Annotated in this window: 20 protein-coding genes and 1 pseudogene; 8 read left to right on the top strand and 13 right to left on the bottom strand. The window is 38.6% G+C overall.

Annotated features, from left to right (window positions below; all coding sequences use genetic code 11):
* Positions 1–7: 7 nt before the first annotated feature.
* Positions 8–709, bottom strand: a complete 702-nt coding sequence (locus ESP02_RS07600; protein ID WP_010731926.1) for an ABC transporter ATP-binding protein — start codon at positions 707–709, stop codon at positions 8–10.
* A 184-nt stretch (positions 710–893) separates the two neighbouring features.
* Between ESP02_RS07600 and ESP02_RS07595 the strand changes: the two genes are divergently transcribed.
* From ESP02_RS07595 to ESP02_RS07570, 6 genes are all read left to right on the top strand, one after another.
* Complete coding sequence (locus tag ESP02_RS07595; protein ID WP_002373269.1) at positions 894–1,493, top strand: isochorismatase family protein; 600 nt, start codon at positions 894–896, stop codon at positions 1,491–1,493.
* Positions 1,494–1,573: 80 nt separating this feature from the next.
* On the top strand, positions 1,574–2,587 hold the full coding sequence (rbsR, locus tag ESP02_RS07590; RefSeq protein WP_010731924.1) for a ribose utilization transcriptional repressor RbsR: 1,014 nt from the start codon (positions 1,574–1,576) through the stop codon (positions 2,585–2,587).
* Positions 2,588–2,695: 108 nt separating this feature from the next.
* A complete protein-coding gene (gene rbsK / locus ESP02_RS07585; protein ID WP_002373271.1) occupies positions 2,696–3,619 on the top strand; it encodes a ribokinase in 924 nt (307 codons plus the stop codon).
* 21 nt (positions 3,620–3,640) lie between these two features.
* Positions 3,641–4,036 carry a D-ribose pyranase gene (gene rbsD, locus ESP02_RS07580; RefSeq protein ID WP_002373273.1) on the top strand — a complete coding sequence of 132 codons (396 nt, stop codon included), beginning with the start codon at positions 3,641–3,643 and terminating at the stop codon, positions 4,034–4,036.
* Complete coding sequence (locus tag ESP02_RS07575) at positions 4,036–5,409, top strand: PTS transporter subunit EIIC (RefSeq protein ID WP_002373274.1); 1,374 nt, start codon at positions 4,036–4,038, stop codon at positions 5,407–5,409. Before rbsD ends, ESP02_RS07575 begins: the two co-directional genes overlap by 1 nt.
* A gap of 359 nt (positions 5,410–5,768) precedes the next feature.
* Positions 5,769–7,916 (top strand): glucosaminidase domain-containing protein, encoded by a 2,148-nt coding sequence (locus ESP02_RS07570; protein ID WP_038398425.1) that lies wholly within the window; start codon positions 5,769–5,771, stop codon positions 7,914–7,916.
* A gap of 47 nt (positions 7,917–7,963) precedes the next feature.
* On the opposite strand, the gene ESP02_RS07565 is transcribed toward ESP02_RS07570, so the two are convergent.
* The 10 genes and pseudogenes from ESP02_RS07565 to ESP02_RS07520 form a co-directional block, all read right to left on the bottom strand.
* Positions 7,964–9,013 carry an aldose epimerase family protein gene (locus tag ESP02_RS07565; protein ID WP_025478402.1) on the bottom strand — a complete coding sequence of 350 codons (1,050 nt, stop codon included), beginning with the start codon at positions 9,011–9,013 and terminating at the stop codon, positions 7,964–7,966.
* Between the two features lie 276 nt (positions 9,014–9,289).
* Positions 9,290–11,093: pseudogene (locus ESP02_RS07560) on the bottom strand (FtsX-like permease family protein).
* 13 nt (positions 11,094–11,106) lie between these two features.
* Positions 11,107–11,859 (bottom strand): ABC transporter ATP-binding protein, encoded by a 753-nt coding sequence (locus tag ESP02_RS07555; protein WP_002373278.1) that lies wholly within the window; start codon positions 11,857–11,859, stop codon positions 11,107–11,109.
* 8 nt (positions 11,860–11,867) lie between these two features.
* Entirely contained in the window at positions 11,868–12,230 is a 363-nt protein-coding gene (locus ESP02_RS07550) for a YxeA family protein (RefSeq protein WP_002373280.1), read from the bottom strand.
* A gap of 173 nt (positions 12,231–12,403) precedes the next feature.
* Complete coding sequence (locus tag ESP02_RS07545) at positions 12,404–13,276, bottom strand: SPFH domain-containing protein (RefSeq protein ID WP_002293231.1); 873 nt, start codon at positions 13,274–13,276, stop codon at positions 12,404–12,406.
* 47 nt (positions 13,277–13,323) lie between these two features.
* Positions 13,324–13,812 (bottom strand): DUF5348 domain-containing protein, encoded by a 489-nt coding sequence (locus tag ESP02_RS07540; RefSeq protein ID WP_002373281.1) that lies wholly within the window; start codon positions 13,810–13,812, stop codon positions 13,324–13,326.
* A 136-nt stretch (positions 13,813–13,948) separates the two neighbouring features.
* Positions 13,949–14,779 (bottom strand): DUF4097 family beta strand repeat-containing protein, encoded by an 831-nt coding sequence (locus tag ESP02_RS07535; RefSeq protein ID WP_038398424.1) that lies wholly within the window; start codon positions 14,777–14,779, stop codon positions 13,949–13,951.
* 14 nt (positions 14,780–14,793) lie between these two features.
* Positions 14,794–15,402 (bottom strand): DUF1700 domain-containing protein, encoded by a 609-nt coding sequence (locus tag ESP02_RS07530; RefSeq protein ID WP_002373283.1) that lies wholly within the window; start codon positions 15,400–15,402, stop codon positions 14,794–14,796.
* A complete protein-coding gene (locus tag ESP02_RS07525) occupies positions 15,395–15,712 on the bottom strand; it encodes a PadR family transcriptional regulator (RefSeq protein WP_002293224.1) in 318 nt (105 codons plus the stop codon). The genes ESP02_RS07530 and ESP02_RS07525 overlap by 8 nt, the downstream gene beginning before the upstream one ends.
* A 155-nt stretch (positions 15,713–15,867) precedes the next feature.
* The gene (locus ESP02_RS07520) at positions 15,868–16,596 is read right to left on the bottom strand and encodes a DUF554 domain-containing protein (protein ID WP_038398423.1); all 729 of its coding nucleotides are present in this window, start codon (positions 16,594–16,596) and stop codon (positions 15,868–15,870) included.
* A 161-nt stretch (positions 16,597–16,757) separates the two neighbouring features.
* Between ESP02_RS07520 and ESP02_RS07515 the strand changes: the two genes are divergently transcribed.
* Positions 16,758–17,639, top strand: a complete 882-nt coding sequence (locus ESP02_RS07515; protein WP_025478403.1) for a LysR family transcriptional regulator — start codon at positions 16,758–16,760, stop codon at positions 17,637–17,639.
* A 230-nt stretch (positions 17,640–17,869) separates the two neighbouring features.
* Here the strand turns inward: ESP02_RS07515 and ESP02_RS07510 are convergent, their stop codons facing one another.
* Positions 17,870–18,913, bottom strand: coding sequence for an ATP-binding protein (locus ESP02_RS07510; protein ID WP_002373288.1), 1,044 nt, complete (start codon positions 18,911–18,913; stop codon positions 17,870–17,872).
* A 2-nt stretch (positions 18,914–18,915) separates the two neighbouring features.
* The gene (locus ESP02_RS07505) at positions 18,916–19,584 is read right to left on the bottom strand and encodes a response regulator transcription factor (protein WP_025478404.1); all 669 of its coding nucleotides are present in this window, start codon (positions 19,582–19,584) and stop codon (positions 18,916–18,918) included.
* 141 nt (positions 19,585–19,725) lie between these two features.
* On the opposite strand from ESP02_RS07505, the gene ESP02_RS07500 reads away from it, so the two are divergent.
* Complete coding sequence (locus ESP02_RS07500; protein WP_002373291.1) at positions 19,726–22,062, top strand: ATP-binding cassette domain-containing protein; 2,337 nt, start codon at positions 19,726–19,728, stop codon at positions 22,060–22,062.
* Positions 22,063–22,180 lie beyond the last annotated feature (118 nt).

Here is a 22,180-nt window from a genome sequence, read left to right as displayed (position 1 = left end):
AATCCCCCTACCATACAATCTCATCAATGGATGAAGGATGCTCATTCAATTCAACTGACCTTACTTTCGCATCATTGATGTGGATGACTCTGTCAGCGATGGGCGCTAAAGCAGAATTATGTGTAATGATCAAAACAGTATTGCCATGTTGTCTGCTAGCATTTTGCAATAATTTCAATACTTGCTTTCCTGTTTCAAAATCCAGTGCACCTGTCGGCTCATCACATAAAAGCAGTTTAGGGTTTTTGGCTAATGCTCGAGCAATGGAAACCCTCTGCTGTTCGCCTCCTGATAATTGGGACGGAAAGTTATTCAATCGATGAGCTAGGCCCACTTGCGTCAATACTTCTACAGGATCAAGCGCATCAGGGGAAACTTCCGTTGCCAATTCCACATTTTCTTTTGCTGTTAGATTAGGAACGAGATTATAGAATTGGAAGACGAACCCTACATCTGTTCGTCGGTAAGCAGTAAGCTGCTTGTCTGAAAATTGTGCAATATCTGTGTTATCAATAATGATCTGCCCCTCATCAGGTGTGTCCATCCCACCTAAAATATTAAGAATCGTTGACTTTCCCGCTCCACTAGGGCCAAGTATAATCACTAATTCGCCTTTTTCAATTGAAAAAGAAATATCGTCATTTGCTATAATGGTCGTTTCTCCCATCTTGTATCGTTTGTATTCATTTTTTACTTCGACATACTTCACTCTGATTCCTCCATTTTCACGATATTTCTCGCTATATCTATGCATCGAATGCGTTTTCTCACACTTATTTATTTTACCATTGAATTTCTCTAGACTAAAGAAAGGAATCCTTTATTTAGTTGACAAATAAACGATTTATGATTTACTTACATAAAAAACATTGTTATTTGAAAGAAGGAACATCATGAATGATTTAAAGGAAAATATAATTTTTGATTTATCAAAAACTGCTTTTGTCGCGATCGACATGCAAAAAGGGATCGTAAATAACGGTACACTCTCTCCACACACTGCAGCATCTATTCTGACAAACAATGATTGGTTAGCAAGTACATTGAAACATACCGCTGCCTTGAAAGTTTTAGTGAATGTAGACATCTCCACTTTCCCTTATTTGAGTCAACAAACTGATATGGGTGGAATGACTGCTTCTGTACCTCCAGAATTCACTGATTTACTTTTGAAGGATTCTTTGAAAGATACAGATAATATGTTGACTATCACAAAATACAATCCAAGTGCTTTTTTTGGTACTTCTCTTGATCTTCAACTTCGCCGTCGTGGAATCGAGACCATCATTTTAAGCGGTGTAGCGACAACAAACGGTGTATATGCTACTGCATTAGATGCCTTTCAACACGGGTACCATATCGTGCTTGCTGAAGATGCTTGCAGTGATCGTGACAAAGAATCGCATCAATTGTTCATAAAAAAGATATTTCCGAAAACTGCACGAGTACGCTCAACGAAACAAATAATCGAAGCGATCCAACAAAGCAAATAAGTACTGGCATATGTGATTTCCATTTACTTCTTTTTGATTTCATGGGAAAATAACCACAGGATTTAGATAGGAGTATGAACATGGTGAAAAAAAAGATCACAATCAAAGAAGTCGCTAAACTTTCCGGCGTTTCAATCACAACCGTCTCCTTGATATTAAATGGAAATACGGAGAAATTCAGTCCGAAAACCGTTCAGAAAGTTTTAGCTGCTAAAGAAGAATTAGGTTATCAACCTGATTATTTTGCTAGACAAATGATTACCAAGGAAACGAAAACGATTGGCGTACTCGTTCCTGATATCACGAATCCATTCTTCAGTACATTGATGCGAGGAATTGAAGATATCTTGTACAATCAGAACTTCGTCACGATATTATGTAATGCTGATTCTGATCATCAAAAAGAAATCGAGTACCTAGCCGAGCTCACACGTCGAGGTGTGGATGGATTCATTATCGCGACTTCTGCTGTCTCTACAGATGCAATCAACGAAAATTTGAAAAAACAAGGCCGGCCCTTCATTGTTTTGGATCAAAAAAAATCTGAAGGATTTAGTGATGCCGTACGAACAGACGATTTTCGCGGTGGTTACCTGGCAGGTATGCACCTGCTTAGTCTAGGACATCAAACGATCGCCCTTGTCTATCCTGAAAATCTTCCGGAAAATGTCCACGCTCGGATTGATGGGTTTAAATCTGCTCTTGATGTTTACCAAATCCCCCACGACCGACTGATCCTCTTGCCCACACAGTTCTCAAAACAAGGCGGCTACCAAATCACAGCCAAACTTCTTGATTCTGCTGCAACTGGTGTGTTTGCTTTAAATGATGAATTAGCTTTTGGATTATATCGCGGATTAGAGGAAGCTGGAAAAAGCATCCCAGAAGACTATAGCATTATTGGCTATGATAATATAGATATGTGCGAATATATCAAGCCAAAACTGACGACGATCGCACAACCAATCTTCGAATTGGGGCAAACATCTGCCCAATTATTGTTAGATCGAATCCAATTCCCAGAAAAAGAGTGGGAAGAAAAACGGCTACCTGTACGACTAGAAAAAAGATTTTCGACTGCACCCTTGAAATAGCTTTCAAGGTGTGCTATATTTTTATCGAACTATTAAAACGTTTTACTAAAACGTTTTAAAAAATAATTCTTCCCATCAAAATAAATGAGATAGTTGGAGGTTTGTGAAATGAACACGGTTACAGTAATTGGAAGTATTAATATGGACACTACCCTTCGTTTAACCAAAATGCCAAAACCAGGAGAAACGATGCATGCACATGAGATTTTTCACGCTGGCGGAGGCAAAGGCGCCAACCAAGCAGTGGCAGCCAAACGTTCAGGCGCACGAACATCTTTTATTGGAGGTGTTGGAACTGACAGTGAAGGACAGCAATTGTTGGATCTACTGACGAAAGAAAACATCGATACATCTGGAATTGCTGAAATCGAGGGCGCCGCAACCGGACAAGCAATGATTATGGTGGACGCCGCAGGAGAAAACAGTATCTTGATTCATGCAGGCGCAAATAATGCTTTCCATGAACCAGAAGTCCGAAAGAACAAAGAATTGATTACAAACAGTGACTTTATTATTGCTCAATTCGAAAGTAGTTTAGATGCGACGATCCTAGCTTTTTCTATTGCAAAAGACGCAGGAAAAACAACGATCCTGAATCCTGCACCAGCTCGAGAAACCATTCCTACTGAACTACTCGAAAAGACAGATATCATTATACCAAATGAGACAGAAACAGAAATTATTACAGGAATCAGAGTTACAGACCATGACAGTTTGGTCGCAGCAGCTGAAAAAATGCATGAATTAGGCATTGGAACAGTAATCATTACATTGGGCAGTGTCGGTGCTTTCTACCACACAAAAAAAGAACACGGTATCGTCCCTGCTTTTAAAGTAGATGCTGTCGATACGACAGCCGCAGGTGATACATTTATTGGGGCATTGAGCAGCACACTTCAGCCAGACCTTGGTAACTTGAAAGAAGCGATCCTTTATGGAAATCTAGCCTCTTCTATTGCCGTACAGTCTTATGGTGCGCAACCTTCTATCCCTTACCGTGAATCTTTAGAACAATCAGCAGTCATAAATTAACAACGAGAGGAAGAAACAAACATGAAAAAAGGAAAAGTCATCAATTCAGATATTTCACGAGTAATCGCACAAATGGGACACTTTGACAAATTAAGTATCGGGGATGCAGGCATGCCTGTTCCCTTTGGTACTGAAAAAATAGATTTAGCTGTTTCAAACGGACTTCCAAGCTTTTTATCTGTTTTAGAAAACGTTTTAGAAGAACTTGAAGTACAATCCATTGAATTGGCGGAAGAAATAAAGACAATGAATCCGGAAATATTGGAAAAAATCAAATTCCTGTTACCAGATACACCGATTAGCTTTATCCCACATGAAGAAATGAAAAAAGATTTGAATAACTGCCATGCATTTATTCGTACAGGCGAGATGACACCTTATGCCAATATTATCTTAGTGAGTGGAGTGGTCTTCTAATGGAAACGACAATGAATCCTGAACAGATGGTACTGTCCGAGCAGATTCATATGCTGATTGATCAGTTAGGAGGAAAGGACAATATTGATTCTGTCCTCCCATGTGCGACTCGGCTTCGTATCAAATTACAAAAACAGCCAGTAGCAAATGTAGAAAAATTAAAGCAGCAAATCCCTTCCATCAAATATTTCATTTTACTCGATAGATATGCAGAAGTAATTATGGATCAGGGATTGGCTCCTGCTTATAAGGAATTGACACGTCAAATCGATCATTCAGCTCCGAAAGAAAAGCTAAATCCGATTGAAAAACTATTTGGTTTGATATCGGAAATCTTTACGCCAATCATTCCCCTATTTGCCGGTTCTGGTATATTAAAAGGTCTGGTTGTTTTAGCGACTACGATTGGCTGGCTTAGTGAAACGAGCGGGACTTATCATATTTTGTCTGCTGCGTCGAATGCTGTCTTTTATTTTCTGCCAATCTTTCTCGCTTTTTCTGCCGCCAAAACGTTTAAAGTGAATGGATATATCGCGGCTGTCATTGCTGCAGCGCTGATTGAGCCAAATTTGACCTCTTTACTTTCAGATAGTGGTAAAGCAGCTACTGATTTTCTGGGGATTCCTGTAGTACTGATGCAGTACACCTCTACTGTCATGCCGGCGATTTTAGGTATTTTCTTTTATTCTTTTGTCGAAAGATTCCTTAAAAAATATATTCGTGAAAACATGCAATTAGTATTTGTACCTTTACTTTCATTAGTCATCACGGTTCCTTTGACATTAATGGTCTTCGGACCTGCCGGTGTTTATCTTGGTGAAGGTTTAGCTGCAGCAATTACTTGGATGATGGATATTAACGGTCCGATCAGTGGAGCAATCATCGCTGGAGGCTGGAATATTTTGGTGATATTTGGTATCCAATGGGCTGTAAATCCTGTCATGATCAGCAATATCTCAGCTTATGGGTTCGACCGTATCGTTCCGTTGACAGGAGCAGCTAATTTTGGAATGGCTGGTGCAGCTTTAGGGGTATTCCTCCGAAGTAAACGTTCAAAAACACGTTCGATTTCTGGTTCTGCTTTCGCTTCGATTTTACTTGCGGGAGTGACCGAGCCTACTGTTTACGGAATCGCGATTCCATTGAAAAAACCATTTGTTGCTGCTTGCATCGGTGCAGCTGCTGGTGGAGCTGTCATGGGATTTGCTCAAGTGAAAGCGATCGCTTTTGTATTTGGTAGTCTTACCACATTGCCAGCCTTTATTTCCGGTACTTTTTTCTGGTACTTAGCAGGATTGGCTGTTAGTCTAGTCGTAGCAATGATCACCACCCTTGTTAGCGGGTTTGATGAAGACCTAATGTCGTACGAATAATGAACGAAAAAAGACTGAAGTGTGAGATGCTTATCACATATTTCAGTCTTTTTCTTTTTTAGGATCGTTATTTTTATAAATTTTTTGTGATACTCTCCAATCTTTGGTATAATTTACATATGCATGACCATTTTTATCCCCACTTGTTTATCCCCAAACAAAGATGGCTTATGCAATAAAATGAACATCAAACCACAACGAATGACTGCTCGTTGCTTTTTTACAACTTGTTTTATTTAGAATACACAAGCAGATTCATAGAAAGAAAAAGCTTTTCGACACGATTATCTGTTCAATCGAATAACTTATGAATGCTGAATAAAACAGAAAATCAATGAAAGGAAAAGGACTAGTTTATTATGAAAAACAAAAAAACGATGCGTTTGCTAGCTGCTACTTGGCTGATTGCTCCTACTGTTTTGTCGACTAATGCCGTATTTGCTGTAGATAATCAAACAACCGATCAAACAGTCACAACAGGTACATCTACTTCCAGCTCAGCTACTAGCGAAACAACGGATTCTTCTACAGAAGGCACAACCGGAACAACTGACTCATCAACAGAATCGACCGAACCAACTGATCCGGCTGATCCATCAGAAAATGAAAAGCCAGCCGAGACATATACCCTTACGATTGCTCCTTCTTTGATTGGGAAGATTCAACTAACTGCTTCGTCAGAGGATACCGCTGAACAGCAACCTTTGAATATCACAGAAAGCGGAACGGTAGAAGGTTTATCAGCAGGAATGAAGGTGACTTACACTATTACGCCAGCTGAAGGTGAACAAATTGCTTCAGTCGCTGTGAATGGTGCTAAAGAAGTGAACTATGAGGCAAAGACTTTTACAGTAGGTACGAACAATTTATCTATTACTGCAGAATTTGAACCTGTACCGGATACTTCAACAGAGGAACCAACTGATCCTAGTGAAGAAGTCCCTAGTACACCAGATCCGGAAATGCCAAATAAACCAGATGAGGGTAATAACAACAATAGCGACAATAATAATGGTTCAAATAATTCAAACAATAATAACAATAATTCGAACAGCGGGAATTCTTCGAATCAAACAAACCCATCTGGATCGAATAACAATGGAAATACTCAGAGAGAACCAAACCATCCAAACAATGGTTCATCGAATGGCGGAACGAACAATGCTTCGTCTCGTCCAAATACAGCAAATCAAAGCGGTATAGAGAATCCATCTTCTGCTTCTTCTGATTTTGTTGTAAAATCACCAATTGATGCTGTATTGCCTACAAATGCAACGAATGTCCAACAAGCAATCGTTCGAGAAGCATTCAAGCATCTTGGAAAACCATACGTATGGGGAGCAAAAGGTCCAAATACTTTTGACTGTTCTGGTTTGACTTATTACGTATATATGAAAGCAACCGGTCATTATATCGGTGGCTGGACAGGCGAACAGCAATATGCAGGTACGCAGATTCCAGTAAGTCAGGCCCAACCTGGCGATCTCGTCTTCTGGGGACCTTCTTCCGGTGTTACTCACCATGTAGGTATCTATATTGGGAACGGACAATTTATCCATGCGCCCCAACCAGGAGATAAAGTTCGAGTAACTTCTATTTCAGATTTCACGCCTGATTTTGCTGTCCGAGTAAACTTAGCAGGTTTACCTGCTGCTTCAGGTTCGCTGACAGGCGGCTCATCTATTTTAGATGGATTAGATGGCTCGTTCCATTTCAGTCAAAACCAAACAACTGATCAGTTCTTGAAAAAGATTGCAGATGATGCACAGGAAATCGGCCAAAAAGAAGGAATCTACGCATCAGTCATGATGGCTCAAGCTATCCTTGAAAGTGGATCTGGAAACAGCTTATTATCAAGCGAACCAAATCATAACCTTTTTGGTATCAAAGGATCGTATAAAGGAAGCAGCGTGACCTTCAATACACTTGAACAAGATAGTTCCGGACAAAGCTACCAAATCCGCGCACAATTCCGTAAGTATCCTTCTTACAAGGAAAGTTTGGAAGACTATGCCGACTTGATCAAAAATGGACTGACTGGCAATCCTGATTTCTACAAACCAACTTGGAAGTCGGAAACAAAAGACTACAAAGAAGCAACCAAATATTTGGAAGGACGTTATGCTACAGATCGCCAATATTCACAAAAATTGAATGCGATCATCGAAGCGTACGACCTGACAAAATATGATGAACCGAAAAAAGAAGCAGCAACAACTGAAGAAGCAAACGCTGAAATCCTCAATATGTCTAAGCGATTCGATGTGCCAATCAAATGGACAACAGATGGCGTGCCAATCACAGGATTAGAATTTTCAACGATAAAACGCGTCAACAATGCTTCTTCCATCTTCCGTGTCGCTTCAATCTGGGATTTGTGGAACACGTTCACGGCAAGACAGATACCAGAAACAACTACTCGTACAGTTAAAGCTGCAACTGTTCCTGTACTAACTTTGTTAAGTTTAGACAAATCATTCTGGCTTGATCTGCCTTTAAAGAAATAGAATAAATAAAAAAGGGCGTGTGACAGTGTCACATCCCCTTTTTTAATTTATTCTATTTCTTTATATTTATTTATTTTGTATTCCGTTACAAATTCGCGTACTTGGTTAGGTTCCAGAGTGACATCTCCAAAACTTTCAAGTCGCTCTGCTCCTGGTAGTTCTTGAGTCTCAAATGTGATACCGCCATGATCTACTAATTTTTTTCCGCGCATTTCTGGCCCATCTTCTCCAAAATTTGCGGTAAAAATCACAATTCCTGAAGCATCCGTTTTTACTTGGATTGACACTTTTCCATCAGGGCTTATCAATTCCGCTGCCTTTAGCAGATCGGGTTGTTTTTTCAATAAAAATGGATGATCGATACCGCCTACCATCATTGATTGGCGAAAATCACTGGCGAATACCTCACCTAATTTTTTAGGATGTTGAAAGTCAAATGCTGTACCGCTTACTGAAACCACTTCTCCTGTAGGCGTCGTATCTTTATTGAGGGTAGCGAATAATCGGCTGTTCAACCAAAGCGTATGTTCGTCGATTGGCTGTGCTGGATCACCAGTTAAATTGAAATAAACATGATTCGTCGGATTGAATACCGTTTTCCGGTCACTGATCCCTTGGACTGTCACTCGCCATGTATCATCATTCGTCAGTGTATACCGTACTTCTACGTCTAACGTGCCAGGAAATCCATTTTCCATGTCTGGACTAGTCTGATAGAAAATGACCGAGGCTTCGTTTTCACCATTAATAACTGTATAATGCCACTGCTTGGCTTCAAAGCTAGGTGCACCGCCATGTAAACAATGGCCAGTATCTGGGTCTGTTTTTACTTTGAATGTTTCGTCATCTAATTTGAATGTGCCATTCGTGATCCGTCCAGCCATACGTCCGATTGAAGCTCCGATATAAGGATCTTTTTCCAGATATTCTTTTGCTTCATCAAATCCTAAAACCAACTCTCGTTTTTCATTATCGATCATTGTTTGAAAATGGACGACTCGTGCACCTAGATCACTGACAGACAAAGATGTCCCATTTTGATTCGTGATCGTAATCAAGTGATAATTTCCGCCAAAATTTTGTTCATTGATTTCCATGTTACTTGCACCCTCTTTTCTTTCATTTGTACTGATTCCAGTATACATGGAAACCGTTTTCTTAACAGCTTATTCCGTGAGTAACGAGAAAAAATTTACTATATTCTAATAAAAGATCACGAAAGAGGGACTGTGACAAAAACCTTGTCACAGTCCCTCTTTCTGAACAAACGGTGTTCAAAAGCTTGCATCTGCGGTAATAAGCCCAACTAAACGAAAAATAGGAGGAGCTATTTTTGCTTGGCTGTTCTTATTACTTGATACAGGACAGCTTTTTCACACCCTCTTTTTCAATACGATTCCCGTATACAACCATGTCGTCAGTACATAGTAGATGAAATACAATACGAAGAAGATCGTAAATGGCACCCAAATATCTTTGTATGGATTTTGCATGAATAGACCAAACATTTGTAATCCGAATAAGACATGGACTACACCTAAGATTCCTGGTGCTAAGAATAACACACCTACTTCTCTACGGATCGATTGTTTAAGCAATCCGCGTCGTGTTCCTATCTTTTCAAGCATTTCATAACGAGCGATGTCACTCTTGCTTCCTGACAAGATCTTGAACATCAGACAGCTAGCAAGCATAGTTAAGAAAGCTAAACCTAAGAAGAATCCCATAAATTCAAAACCAGAGAATAGACTATTGTATACTTCATACATTTCATACTTCTGGTTGCTGTACTCTACTTTTTGCAAAGATGGATTGTTTGTTTTATTTTGTGTAGCCAGTGCTTTGATTGGTTCCAAGTTTGCTTGGAAGTCTTTTACCTGAACTAGCTGTAAAGTGGATTGTGGCAAGTTCAGTTGATTAAATTCTGTTTGACTGACTACCTTGATTTCTTTTTCTTGCTGTTCCGGCAATTCATAGCTTCGAAGCTCGTCTTGTACAGTCAGTTCATTCATTTTTTCAGCAGGAACTTTTTCTTTCGTGATCTTCGGCGGTGTTCCATCTTCATGTTTTATCATGACCAATGGTTGAGCTGCAAATTCACTTGCATTATAGTAAATCGTTCCCGCATCTTCTTTTTGAGTATAAGAAGCAGAAAGTGTTGGTGAAAGTTCTTTGATTTTTTGCTGATCTTCTGCCCGAGGATTATTCATCACTAGATCATACCCAGAATTATTTTCTGTCAAGTCTGCAATTTCATTTTTAAAACCTAATCCTACCGTCAAAGCGCCCAGTGCTAAGGCAAACAGCATAGCAACCATGGAGAGCATTTGTGTATATTCACGAATACGAAAACTTAACTGTGACAATGTGAAATTGTTCAATTTCTTCAACGAGATCTGTTCTGATTTCTTTAGTAATGATAAAAAGAAAATGATCACAGAATGGAAAATGAAATAAGTTCCCAATACGATCGTAACTAAGGCTACTCCTATACCAAAAACTTGATAGGTGCCCCACGTGCTTCATCATATAATAACCGCAGCCTAGAAAAGCAATCCCTAGTACTACTTCAAGGAAGAACAAGAATTTATGCTGCTTGATTCTTGTTGGTGTCTGATCCGCACGAATCAATGCTAAAATCGGTTTTTTGACAATTGAAAAAGCATTGACAATAGCTGCTAATAAAAACAAAATAGCAAAAAACAAAACGGTGATCAACAATCCATGAATGCTAAAAGGTGTAAAATGCGAAATATTGATATCTAACTGATCCACTAATAATTGGTGGACAATACTTGTCAATCCTACACCGACAGCTGAACCCACTAAAGTAGCCGCGATTCCTACTAAGAATGTTTCAGAAAAAATCATCTGTGCGATTTTTCTGCCTTTTGCTCCTAGCATCATAAACATTGCATAATCTTTTTGCCGCATCGTCATCAAAAAAGAATTCGCATATAAAATATAAACGAAGGTAATGATCCCTAGCAAAACAGAACCGAATCGGAAAATGATAACTGTAGCTGCAACGATCGTATTACTTTTCAAAAAGGCTTCGTTGCTTGCCATTGATTCAAACATGTAAAAAATAGCAGATGCCATAACTAATCCTGAGAATAATACCAAGTAATCTCTTAAACGGCTCTTGATCCCAGTAAGTGATAATTTCCAAAGCATAGTCAATCTCCCCCTACTGTTCCAAGTTTCCAAGAATAGATAGTATTTCACGATAGAAGGAATCCCGGCTTTGCTCTCCACGTTTCACTTCTTGATGGATACCGCCATCCTTGATGAATAAAATACGTTGGCAATAACTTGCAGAAAACGGATCATGCGTCACTAGAAGAATCGATACATGATCTTTTGTATTCAATTCGTCCATCGTATCTAAAAGATCACGGGCACTTTTAGAATCCAGCGCACCTGTAGGCTCATCGCCTAATAAAATCGTTGGTTGGGTAATCAATGCACGTGCAGCAGCGACCCGTTGTTTTTGTCCACCGGAAATCTCAGAAGGATAGCTTTCCAAAATATGAGCAATCGATAAACGTTCTGCAATTTTTTGGACACGTTGCTTGATTTCTTTTGGTCTGACACCTTGTAAAGAAAGAGGAACAGCGATATTTTCTTGTGCTGTCAAACTTTCTAATAAATTGAAATCTTGGAAAATAAAGCCGATTTCATTCGCACGAAAATCTGCTAGTTGATTTCCTTTTAATGTCGTCACATCTTTTTGATTGATTCGGATATGCCCGTCTGTTGGTTTATCTAATGTGGATAAAATATTCAAAAGCGTTGATTTACCAGAACCAGAAGCGCCCATGATCCCAATAAATTCACCTTTTTCTACATCGAAGCTGATGCCGCTTAATGCTTGCGTCTTTTTCTCATTGTTTTTCCCGTATACTTTTGTTACATTCTGAACTTCGACTATTTTGTTCATTTCTTTCCCTACCCTTTAATTAGTTTTTCCAGTGCTGTTTTCGGCACATCTTTTTTTTCGACTTCTTCATATGAAGTGACACCTTTCTTTTTGTTCCAGGTGATTTTTAAATATGCTCCTTTACGAAGCGGTCGAGTCAATTGCCCATTGAAATCTAGTTCTTTTTCCTTACCCTCTTTCGTATAACCAGGCAGGATATATCTATAGTTGACTGTTTCTTGTCCAGTGTCTGCTTTGGATACTGTTTTTGCACCATCTGTCGTAATCTGTACATAGTATTCTTCTCCGCCCATAACTACGTAATCTGCGATTTTCACCCCTGCAAGTGCCACAACGATGAAAACAAGTAGTCCGATCAGAAGTTTTTTCACTTTTTCCCCTTCTCTCTTACTTTATATATTGATTATAGAAAAAAACGAACAATTCTGCCTTCGAATCATCTATCATTCTTCTTTCAATTTTGTCATTTTCTTTAAACAACTAAAAAAGAGTTCAAGACAATAATCCGTCCTAAACTCCTTCTTCCTATCTTAAAAAAAGTATGTCACTTACGGTCTTTCATGTCGCCTGTATTGATAACAGGTTGCGTTCCTTTATCTGTAATGATTGAGACAAGTAAATTGTTGATTAATTGGACTTTCCGATCATCGGTGAAATTAATTTCTTGTCCTTCTTCGATTTGCTCCAAAGCCATTTGAGTGATCGTGACAGCTCCTTCAACAATGGTTTGCCGAGCAGACAAAATAGCTCTTGCTTGTTGACGTTGCAGCATGGCACTAGCGATTTCTGTTGCATAGGCTAAATGGTTCAAACGTGTTTCGATTACTTCGACACCTGCTACTGCTAAACGCTCTTGCAACTCCTTTTTCAACTCGTCAGACACTGCCGTAGTGTTTCCTCGAAGCGTCAAATCATCATCATTGAAGGTATCATACGGATATTGGCTAGCGATATGCCGGATGGCTGTCTCACTTTGAATTTCTACAAAATCTTGATAATACGCTACATCGAATAATGCCTTTGCTGTATCAATGACTTTAAACACGACTACCGCTGAGATTTCGATGGGGTTTCCGTCTAAATCATTGACTTTTAAAACAGAACTGTTGAAATTCCGAACTTTCAACGAAACAGTCATTTTTTGTGCCAAAGGGATCGTAAGGAAAAAGCCATTTTCCCGGATCGTACCTAAATATTGTCCAAAAAACAAAATCACTTTTGCTTGATTAGGGCTGACTACAGTTGCCGAACTTAGCAACAGTAACGCGATCAGCCAAAGAAAAATACTTAAAAATAGTGCCCAAACTTTCGCTTGCCACATGCCTAAATAGAAGAAAAATAAACCAACTAAAGCTAATACGACCAAACCGACAATTCCTGCATAACCATTGATATAAATTGCTCTTTTTTCTCTCATTCTACTTTCTGCGCTCCTTTATCCTTCAATATATATAGTGTTGCTTTTTAATTTTTTTTTCGAATTCGCGCCATTGCACCTTCTAGTTCCAAATCTTTGTCTTCAGTGATGTACCAACCGCTTGCCTGTGTTCCTCCGGCTGCTTGCGGCAAATAATCCAATCTTGTTCGAACCCAGTGTTTTTCTTCTGTAAAATAGTCTTCTACCAAGATTTCTAGATCCATCCCTGCTGAAAGAGGCAAATCTTCCCGAACAGATTTAAAGATAAATCGTTCCTTCTCCCCATCATACTTCAATATTCCTGTATCGATAATCGGTAAAGAATAATAGTCCAGTTCTTTCTTCACCGTCAATAAATGTTTGAAAACTTCATGGTACACTTGCTCTAATTGACGACCTTCTGAATTGTTCGGATAGTTGACCATCACTTTTTCTTTATCTGGATCATAGAAGGTTTGACTTAGTTGAGTGATATAAGTATGTAATCTTTCCATTTCTGTTTTTAACTTTTCTCTTTGACCTTCTTCTGCCTTCATATACTTTTCACCCTGTTTTCTTTATAGATATATTCTTACTTATTTTACTATAGTTATGTGTGTTACGCGATGAAAAACAGCAAAGATCCTTCCGATCTTTGCTGTTTTTTCTTAAAATATCCAGTTGATGGCTCGATCAATCTGTTTCATTGTCCTCTTGATCTGTCGTGATATTGATAGAAGTATCTTTGGCAGTGATCTTCAGCCGTTTCTGTCCTTGATCTAACAAAGTACTTGTTATTGGCTGGTAGTCTTTTTCAATATGAGATTCACCAGATGTTTGGAGAGTATAGCCACTGTTTTCCATCTCATGCAAAGATAAATTACTACTGTTTAGAGTGACTTTTCCTTCTTTGCTGATCAAACTGTCTTCTAGATGTAAATTGCTGCTTTCACCTATGACGGTCAAGTTATCCACCTTGACTTCATCTAAACGAAGAGAACCTAATTCATCTTTCGCCGTTATTGTTCCTCCCGTAAATTCATTGAATGATACCCAACCATCGTGTGTCGTAGTATTCACTTTTTTGATCGATACTTCGTTGATGTCGATCGCACTATTATTCCCTTCGATCGTCAATTCAGATAATTCCTGATCTGCAGGGACAACAATAGTGATTTGTGCACTGGTGTCTTCCAAACTAATAATCGCACCTTCTGATTTTTTGACTGCATTCACGGTCAATACACCATTTTTCTCCTTTATTTCTGGCTTTTCTGTCTTATCGTAGGTCGTTTTTATCTCAAAATCCAATCCGCGTATAACTGACACTGTTTGATGTTCTGCATGGATGACGATTTTATTTGCCTCTTTGATTTTTTTCGTCTCCGTCACCATATCGATCAATCGAGGGCCATTATCCCAAGTCAGACTCTTTTGAGCACCTAATGTATAAGTTGCACCTGCTAGGAGTCCGCCAGTAACCATCAGGATAATACCGGTAATCAAAAAATGTTTTAATCTCATTTATCTGTCCTCCTTCAAACGCCCGCTGAATGCAGATCTCTTTTTGTAATAAAACGCCGTCCCATCCATTTAACAAAGTTCATCATGACATAAAAAAGCCCTTTTGTTCCTTTCAGCAACAGTGGCGAAATAAATACTGCGCTTCCCGTGGCGAACAGACCGACACCGATAAAGAACAACCCACTCAGAATCGATTGACCAAACACACTGATTCCTGAGATGATCATGAATAAGCCAATACCTAAGATACTGATACATAGGACATAGATACTAAAAATGAGCGCCAGCAAAGCAATCAATAGTCCCCCAATAACCAATATAAACCCCAATGCTAGTGGAATGAGGACAGGAGAAGCAAATAAACCGATAATAATCAACCAAATCAGACGCATTTGTCTTTTTGGACTTCTCACTAACTCATCTTCTGCTTGTTCTTCTTCTGAAAAGTAACTGATTTTTAATTTTAAAGCAAACTGCTTTGGTGTACCATATTCATCAATGACCTGATCTAATGTTTTTCCGGAATCTAAAAAATATTCCTCATAATATTGGATCAAATCAAAACGATCGTCTTCAGGAATTTCTTGAAGATGATCCACAACTTCATTCAAATAATCATTCATTTGTGCTCTCCTCCAATAACCGGTCTAAAGAATCTCGAAAAACAATCCATTCATCAATAATTTCTTCTAAATGACGACTTCCTATTGGTGTCAACGAGTAATATCGACGGTTCCTGCCTTCAAAAGGTTCATCATAGGTCTCAAGATACCCTTCTTTTTTCAATCTTCTCAAAACCGGATACAGTGTAGATTCACTGACTGAGAGACTTTCTTGTACGATTTTTGTTAAGGCATAACCATACATATCTTCTTTGCTTAATGCTGCTAACACAGTGCCATCAAGAAGAACAGTTGGAATCTGGATGTGCATTACGTCACCTTCTATTCTCAAGTGTAATATTTTATTCCAATCTATATTATACATCATATAATATAGTTTCAAAATCAGTTTGTCAAATACAAAAAAACTGACTAAAAGGTTCGATCCCTTTTAGTCAGCAAAAAATGGCTTCTCTTTGATTATTATTATAACAGTGGCATGATCCAATTCGTCCACATCCAACTTAGTGGCATAATAACGATCATCGCTGGTATCATGTCAGCTACTGGGAACATTTTCACGTTGATCATTCTAAAACCGGTAGCAACCATCAAGAATCCACCGCAAGCTTTAAAGTCTAAGATCATATCTGGTGTAGTCAATGGATAAATAAATTTTGCTAATAAGAACAAGATATAAAAAATAATGAATTGGGGAATCGCTACTACAGAAACGACATATCCTAAATTACATGCAAAAATTGCTGCTGTGAAAAAATCAAGGACAGATTTAGAAATCAAAATCGTACTGTCTCCAGTCATCCCAGAATCTAAGCTTCCATAAATCCCCGTACCACTTGCACAAAATAAAACAATGACCGTCACTAATGTGCTGATAAATTCATCGTGGGTCATATCAAGCTTTTCGCTAGGGAAGATTTTAGAAATAGGTACTTGCATCAATGCAGCACCCTTGTTTATCCCATTACCTAAATGAACAATCAGTCCAATCGCTGTTCCTATCACCAAAGCAAAAATAACAGCTGGCATATTTTTCATTGGCGCAATGGAATAAATCCCCATCCCCATCGAACACACGCCAAAAACCATCGTCAGCTGTGCTTTAAAGTGTTCGCTTAATTTATTTCCTACTAATCCGCCAATTAGTCCGCCAAGCAAAACGGAACCTACATTGATCAAAACTCCAGTTGGCATCAAAAAAACTCCTCTCTTTCTCTATAAAGCGAAAATCATTACAGAAAATTTTCTGCAATCATTGCTTTCACTGCAAGAAAGATTGTACCAGACAGAGTAGGTTACACCAATTCATTTTTTGTGTTAAAGTATTCTTTATTGGAATAAGTAGGAGGAATATGATGGATATCCATAAATTTGAAGTTTTTCTTGATTTAGCCGAAACAATGAATTTCACCAAAACTGCTGAACGACAATTCACCACCCAAGGAAACATTTCTAAACAGATTCTTTCGTTAGAAACAGAATTAGACGTCAAATTATTCGAACGTGCCCATAGAAAAATCGAGTTGACCGAAGCTGGAAGCTTGTTGCTCCCTTATGTAAAAAATGTCGTAGAACAATACCATGCCATGCAAGAAGTGCTTGAAACCTATACGCAAGAAAACAATCTTTCATTAAATATCTTAACGATACCAACCATGATCAATTACCAAGGCTTTTCCAAAATTACCGAATTTTTGAAACGCCATCCTGAATTTACGGTCCAGTTGAAAGAAGTGGAAAGTATCGAACTGACTTATGACGATACAAATGAACATAGTGATACGATCCACTTTGCCAGAAGCTTTCAGGCCCCACCAAGTTCGATTGAGTGGCTACCTACTGAAACAGACGATTTTGTAGCAGTTCTGCCTAAAACCCATCCTTTAGCTGCTAAAAAGAAATTGGATCTAAGTGAATTGAAAAAGGAGAATTTTTTGGTTCTTGGCCCTACTACGAACTTGTATCAACCTGTGCTGGACTTGTGTCGCGAAGCTGGATTTGAACCGAGAATCTCTTATAAAGGATCAAGGATCGACTTGATCATCAATATGATTGCAAATGACATGGGGATTGCTATTGTTATGGAAAAAACAGTCAAAAATCTGTTAAAAGAAAATACTGTGATCCTCCCCATCTCTCCAACAAAAGAAAGTTATCTCGCATTTACGCGTAAAATCGGTGAACATTCTTTGGCTTCAGACACATTTTGGGAGTATTTGAGACAAGAAGAGAACTAAGCCCTTCATTTTCTATCTATCCATCAAAAAAGAGAGCGACTCATGACTTTCGCTCTCTTTCTTGCATCATGTCCTTGTTTCAATGACACCTCTAACATTTCTCGTAGTTCAATAAGAAAGCAGCGATTTTTATGCCAAAAGAACCGTAAGAACATTTCCCTAATCACAAAAAAACGACTAAAAACCCCTAAAAACCTTCAATAGAATTTTTAGGGGTTTTATTCTTTTTCCTATTGTTTACTTAACCGTATCATTGCTGTCGTTCCTACTCCTTCGATACTGCTATAATCAATACGGCCATCATGCAGTTCTAGAATTTTTTTGACCAGTGAAAGTCCTAGCCCATTCCCAGAAATTTGACGACTTGTATCTCCTTGATAAAATTTTTCAAACATTCGATCTCTGGTCTCTTCATTCATTCCTACACCTGAATCGGTCACTTCCAGTACAATCTCTGTGGCTGTCTCAAATAGTTTGATATGAATCTGTCCATTGACTTGATTGTACTTTATGGCGTTATCCATAATATTCAACCACACTTGGTACAAAAACTCTTCATTGCCTGTGTAATTTACTGCAGCAAGTTCGATATCCAATTCTAGCTGTTCTTTCTCCCATTTAGGCTGCAAAAAAACGATTACTTCTCGAATTTGTTCATCTAATCGGTACTCTTTCTTTTCCAGTTGAATACGCTGGTTTTCCAGTTTGTTCAATTTTAAGATGTTCTCTGTTAATTGTGAAAGCTGCGTGATACTTTCGATAATCCGATATAAAAATATTTGGCGTTCTTCGTCAGAGAGATTTGGGGCTTGTAACAATTGTACATATCCTTGGATCGTTGCTAATGGTGTTTTGAATTCATGGGATACACTGGACACAAAATCATTCCTCAATGTTTCGATACTATTGAGTTCTTGGACCATAACATTGAAATCTTTATACAGTTGCTGTACTTCTGCTACTTTCTGCTGTTCATCCATTCGAATTGAAAAATCTCCCGTTGCTACCAGACTCATATTTGTCCCTAGTGCACTGATTGGATGCAGAATACGCCGCCCAACAAAAATCGATATTCCTGTACCCACGACCATACTGAACCCTGCAAAGACGAATAACGGATATAGCGTTGGTTTTCCAGCCGATTCAGCAGGTGAGATAGAATGCCGAGACAATAAGAAAATAAAACCGAGAAAACACAGCAGTGTCACTAAGATCGAAATGAAGACGATACTAGCAAAATAGATCCATAATTGTGAAAATAGCTTTTTTTTCATCTTTAAATAACCGCCTTATAGCCTAATCCCCGTACTGTCATGATTTGAAAATCTTCCGTCTTTTCAAAACGGGTCCTTAGACGTTTGATATGTACATCGATCGTTCGTTCTTCTGTATTCGTATCTAATCCCCAAATATCATCCATCAACTGTTGGCGAGTGAAGATCTTGTTGGGATAAGACAGTAATTTATACAGAAGCAGAAATTCTTTTTGAGGCAGAATCAACGAATGCTGATCTTGTAACACTGTATAAGTATCCAGCTCTAATTTTGTTTGTCCAATCATCAAGCTACTGCTGTAATTGATCTTTGAACGTCGAAGCAATGCTTCCACACGTAGGATCATCTCATTGACATCGATGGGTTTTGTCATATAATCATCTGCTCCTAATTTGAACCCACGTTTCTTATCCTCAAAATCGGTCTTTGCTGTAATCATTAGAACAGGTGTGTCAAATCTGGTGCTACGTAATGAGTCTAGCAAGTCATAGCCATCCATTTTCGGCATCATGATATCTGTAATGATCAATTCTATACGTGTCGTTTCTAGTTTTTTCAGCGCATCCTCTCCATTCAGTGCAGTGATAACTGAAAAGCCCGCTCGTTCCAACACAGAACGGTAAAGCAACTGTAATTGCGGATCATCTTCTACTATTAAAATACGATTCATTGTTCTCCCTCTGTTTTTTGAAAAATTTCTAGATTTTTTCTTGCAGTTCATCTTCAGTTAACATTTATTTCGTATACTACGATTATTGTTCTGATATACTTATTAGTATACCGAATATTTCAATACGGGAGAAGGGTGATTATGCTTCAATTAAAAGATATAAAAAAATATTATAAAGTCGGCGAAACCACCACTAAAGCATTGGATGGTGTGTCTGTCGCTTTCAGACAAAAAGAATTCGTAGCGATTTTAGGTCCTAGTGGTTCTGGTAAAACGACTATGCTGAATGTGATTGGTGGACTAGATAATTATGATTCCGGTGATATGGTGATCAACGGAAAGTCTACTAAAGACTTCAAGGACAGCGACTGGGATGCCTACCGAAACAATTCTATCGGGTTCATTTTCCAAAGTTACAACTTGATTGGTCATTTAGGCATTATTGAAAATGTTGAACTTGGGATGACATTAAGTGGTGTTTCTAAAGACGAAAAACGAAAACGGGCAGAAGATGCCTTGCATCGGGTCGGCTTGACAGATCATATGCACAAAAAGCCAAATCAGCTATCTGGTGGACAAATGCAGCGGGTAGCAATCGCTCGAGCACTAGCCAATGATCCAGATATCCTTTTGTGTGATGAGCCAACCGGAGCTTTAGATACAGAAACAAGTATTCAGATCATGGAACTGATCCAAGAGTTATCGAAAGAAAAATTAGTAATCATGGTCACACATAATCCTGAACTGGCCAATCAATATGCAGACCGGATCATTGAATTTTCTGATGGTAAGATCTTAACGGATTCCCATCCTCACATCGAACGACCAAAGGATGATCAATTTAACCTACGCAGAACGAAGATGAGTTTTTGGACAGCGTTGAAGCTTTCTTTCAACAATATCCGAACAAAAAAAGGACGTACTTTCTTGACTTCCTTTGCTTCCAGTATCGGGATCATCGGAATCGCGATCGTCCTTTCCCTTTCTTCTGGTTTCCAAAAGCAAATCGATAACACGCAAGCTGAAACGATGGCGAAATTTCCAATCACTATTTCTAAGGTAACAACTAACCAGACCCGTGACGATGCTGGATTGGGCGCAAGCAAAGCAGATTATCCAGACAGCAAAACGATCACAGCAAAAGTCAGCGAAGAAGACAAAGCACAGCATACGAATAAAATCGATCAAACATACGTCGATTATGTAACAGACATCGATCCTAATTTAAGTAATAATATTGGGTTTACTCGTACAACAGGAATCAATCTTTTACGTGATGTAAATGGCAAAGTACAGCCTGTCAGCTTCTCGAATCAAAACCCTGATACGGAATCTCTTTCCTTGTCTAGTACGATGTCAGCAATGACAGGTGTGGGAGTGTCAAGTTTCCCTACACAGCTTGACACTAGCAAAGAAAACTTTTTAAAAGACAATTATTCTTTACTTGCCGGAAGTTATCCAGCCTCAGCAACAGATGTCGTGCTGATCGTAGACGGCAACAATAATACTAATATCAATGCATTGAAAAATCTTGGATTTGATGTGAAGGAAGACGAAAAACTTGATTTCGATGATATCGTCGGTACAACATTCAAGTTAGTAAACAACAATACTTACTATACAAAACTTCCAACTGGGAATTTCATTCCTAATACAGATTATGATTCGATGTACCAGAATTCTTCAGATGAATTGAAGATTTCAGGAATCCTACGCGTGAAGTCTTCTTCTACAATGAATCTCTTATCGCCAGGAATCGCTTATAGTGATCAATTAACGACTCAAATCGTCAATGAGAACAAAGAATCAGAAATCGTCAAAGCCCAAAAAGACAGTGATGTAAATGTCTTAACTACTGAAAAAGTTGACGAAAATACCAAACAAACATTGCTTAGTTATTTAGGTGGAGACAGCTTGCCTTCAAGTATCATGATTTATCCGAACAATTTTGAAGACAAAGAAAAAATCTTGGATTATTTAGATGATTACAATAAAGGCAAATCAGATGAAGATAAAATCATTTATACTGATTTAGCTGGAACGATGACTGAACTGACTGGCGGATTGATGGATGCTATCACTTATGTCCTCATTGCTTTTGCAGGGATCTCTTTAGTAACAAGTATGATCATGATCAGTATCATTACTTATACATCTGTGATTGAACGGACAAAAGAAATCGGTGTACTAAAAGCTTTAGGTGCACGGAAAAAAGACATCACTCGCGTATTTGACGCAGAAACGTGTATTTTAGGTATTTCTTCTGGGATACTAGGTGTGTTTATTGCCTGGCTAGCTACATTCCCTATCAATAGCATCTTGTACAGCATGACGGATCTAAAAAATGTTGCGCAACTAAATCCTGTCCATGCGATCATTCTAGTGATTGTCTCTACTGTATTGACGATGCTTGGCGGTCATCTTCCTGCACGAATGGCAGCGAAAAAAGACGCCGCTATCGCTTTGCGTGCAGAATAAAGCTATTCGTTTTTTCCAATTACTACAAAGGGTTGTGACAAAATTGTTGTCACAATCCTTTTTTTGAATAAACAGCTTTTTCACAACCTCTGATTCACGGTGTTCCTGAAGTAACTTC

Origin of the sequence: Enterococcus sp. NBRC 3427 (assembly GCF_007996925.1) — a bacterium.
In the GTDB taxonomy this organism is placed as follows: domain Bacteria; phylum Bacillota; class Bacilli; order Lactobacillales; family Enterococcaceae; genus Enterococcus_B; species Enterococcus_B lactis.
This window is presented reverse-complemented; position numbering and strand designations above follow the sequence as displayed.

What these genes read in the sequence shown, in the direction of transcription:
- ESP02_RS07595 (WP_002373269.1), top strand. Translation starts at nt 894, where the DNA reads ATGAATGATTTAAAGGAAAATATAATTTTTGATTTATCAAAAACTGCT.
- rbsR (WP_010731924.1), top strand. Translation starts at nt 1,574, where the DNA reads ATGGTGAAAAAAAAGATCACAATCAAAGAAGTCGCTAAACTTTCCGGC.
- rbsK (WP_002373271.1), top strand. Translation starts at nt 2,696, where the DNA reads ATGAACACGGTTACAGTAATTGGAAGTATTAATATGGACACTACCCTT.
- rbsD (WP_002373273.1), top strand. Translation starts at nt 3,641, where the DNA reads ATGAAAAAAGGAAAAGTCATCAATTCAGATATTTCACGAGTAATCGCA.
- ESP02_RS07575 (WP_002373274.1), top strand. Translation starts at nt 4,036, where the DNA reads ATGGAAACGACAATGAATCCTGAACAGATGGTACTGTCCGAGCAGATT.
- ESP02_RS07570 (WP_038398425.1), top strand. Translation starts at nt 5,769, where the DNA reads ATGAAAAACAAAAAAACGATGCGTTTGCTAGCTGCTACTTGGCTGATT.
- ESP02_RS07565 (WP_025478402.1), bottom strand. Translation starts at nt 9,013, where the DNA reads ATGGAAATCAATGAACAAAATTTTGGCGGAAATTATCACTTGATTACG.
- ESP02_RS07555 (WP_002373278.1), bottom strand. Translation starts at nt 11,859, where the DNA reads ATGAACAAAATAGTCGAAGTTCAGAATGTAACAAAAGTATACGGGAAA.
- ESP02_RS07545 (WP_002293231.1), bottom strand. Translation starts at nt 13,276, where the DNA reads ATGAGAGAAAAAAGAGCAATTTATATCAATGGTTATGCAGGAATTGTC.
- ESP02_RS07540 (WP_002373281.1), bottom strand. Translation starts at nt 13,812, where the DNA reads ATGAAGGCAGAAGAAGGTCAAAGAGAAAAGTTAAAAACAGAAATGGAA.
- ESP02_RS07535 (WP_038398424.1), bottom strand. Translation starts at nt 14,779, where the DNA reads ATGAGATTAAAACATTTTTTGATTACCGGTATTATCCTGATGGTTACT.
- ESP02_RS07530 (WP_002373283.1), bottom strand. Translation starts at nt 15,402, where the DNA reads ATGAATGATTATTTGAATGAAGTTGTGGATCATCTTCAAGAAATTCCT.
- ESP02_RS07525 (WP_002293224.1), bottom strand. Translation starts at nt 15,712, where the DNA reads ATGCACATCCAGATTCCAACTGTTCTTCTTGATGGCACTGTGTTAGCA.
- ESP02_RS07520 (WP_038398423.1), bottom strand. Translation starts at nt 16,596, where the DNA reads ATGCCAACTGGAGTTTTGATCAATGTAGGTTCCGTTTTGCTTGGCGGA.
- ESP02_RS07515 (WP_025478403.1), top strand. Translation starts at nt 16,758, where the DNA reads ATGGATATCCATAAATTTGAAGTTTTTCTTGATTTAGCCGAAACAATG.
- ESP02_RS07510 (WP_002373288.1), bottom strand. Translation starts at nt 18,913, where the DNA reads ATGAAAAAAAAGCTATTTTCACAATTATGGATCTATTTTGCTAGTATC.
- ESP02_RS07505 (WP_025478404.1), bottom strand. Translation starts at nt 19,584, where the DNA reads ATGAATCGTATTTTAATAGTAGAAGATGATCCGCAATTACAGTTGCTT.
- ESP02_RS07500 (WP_002373291.1), top strand. Translation starts at nt 19,726, where the DNA reads ATGCTTCAATTAAAAGATATAAAAAAATATTATAAAGTCGGCGAAACC.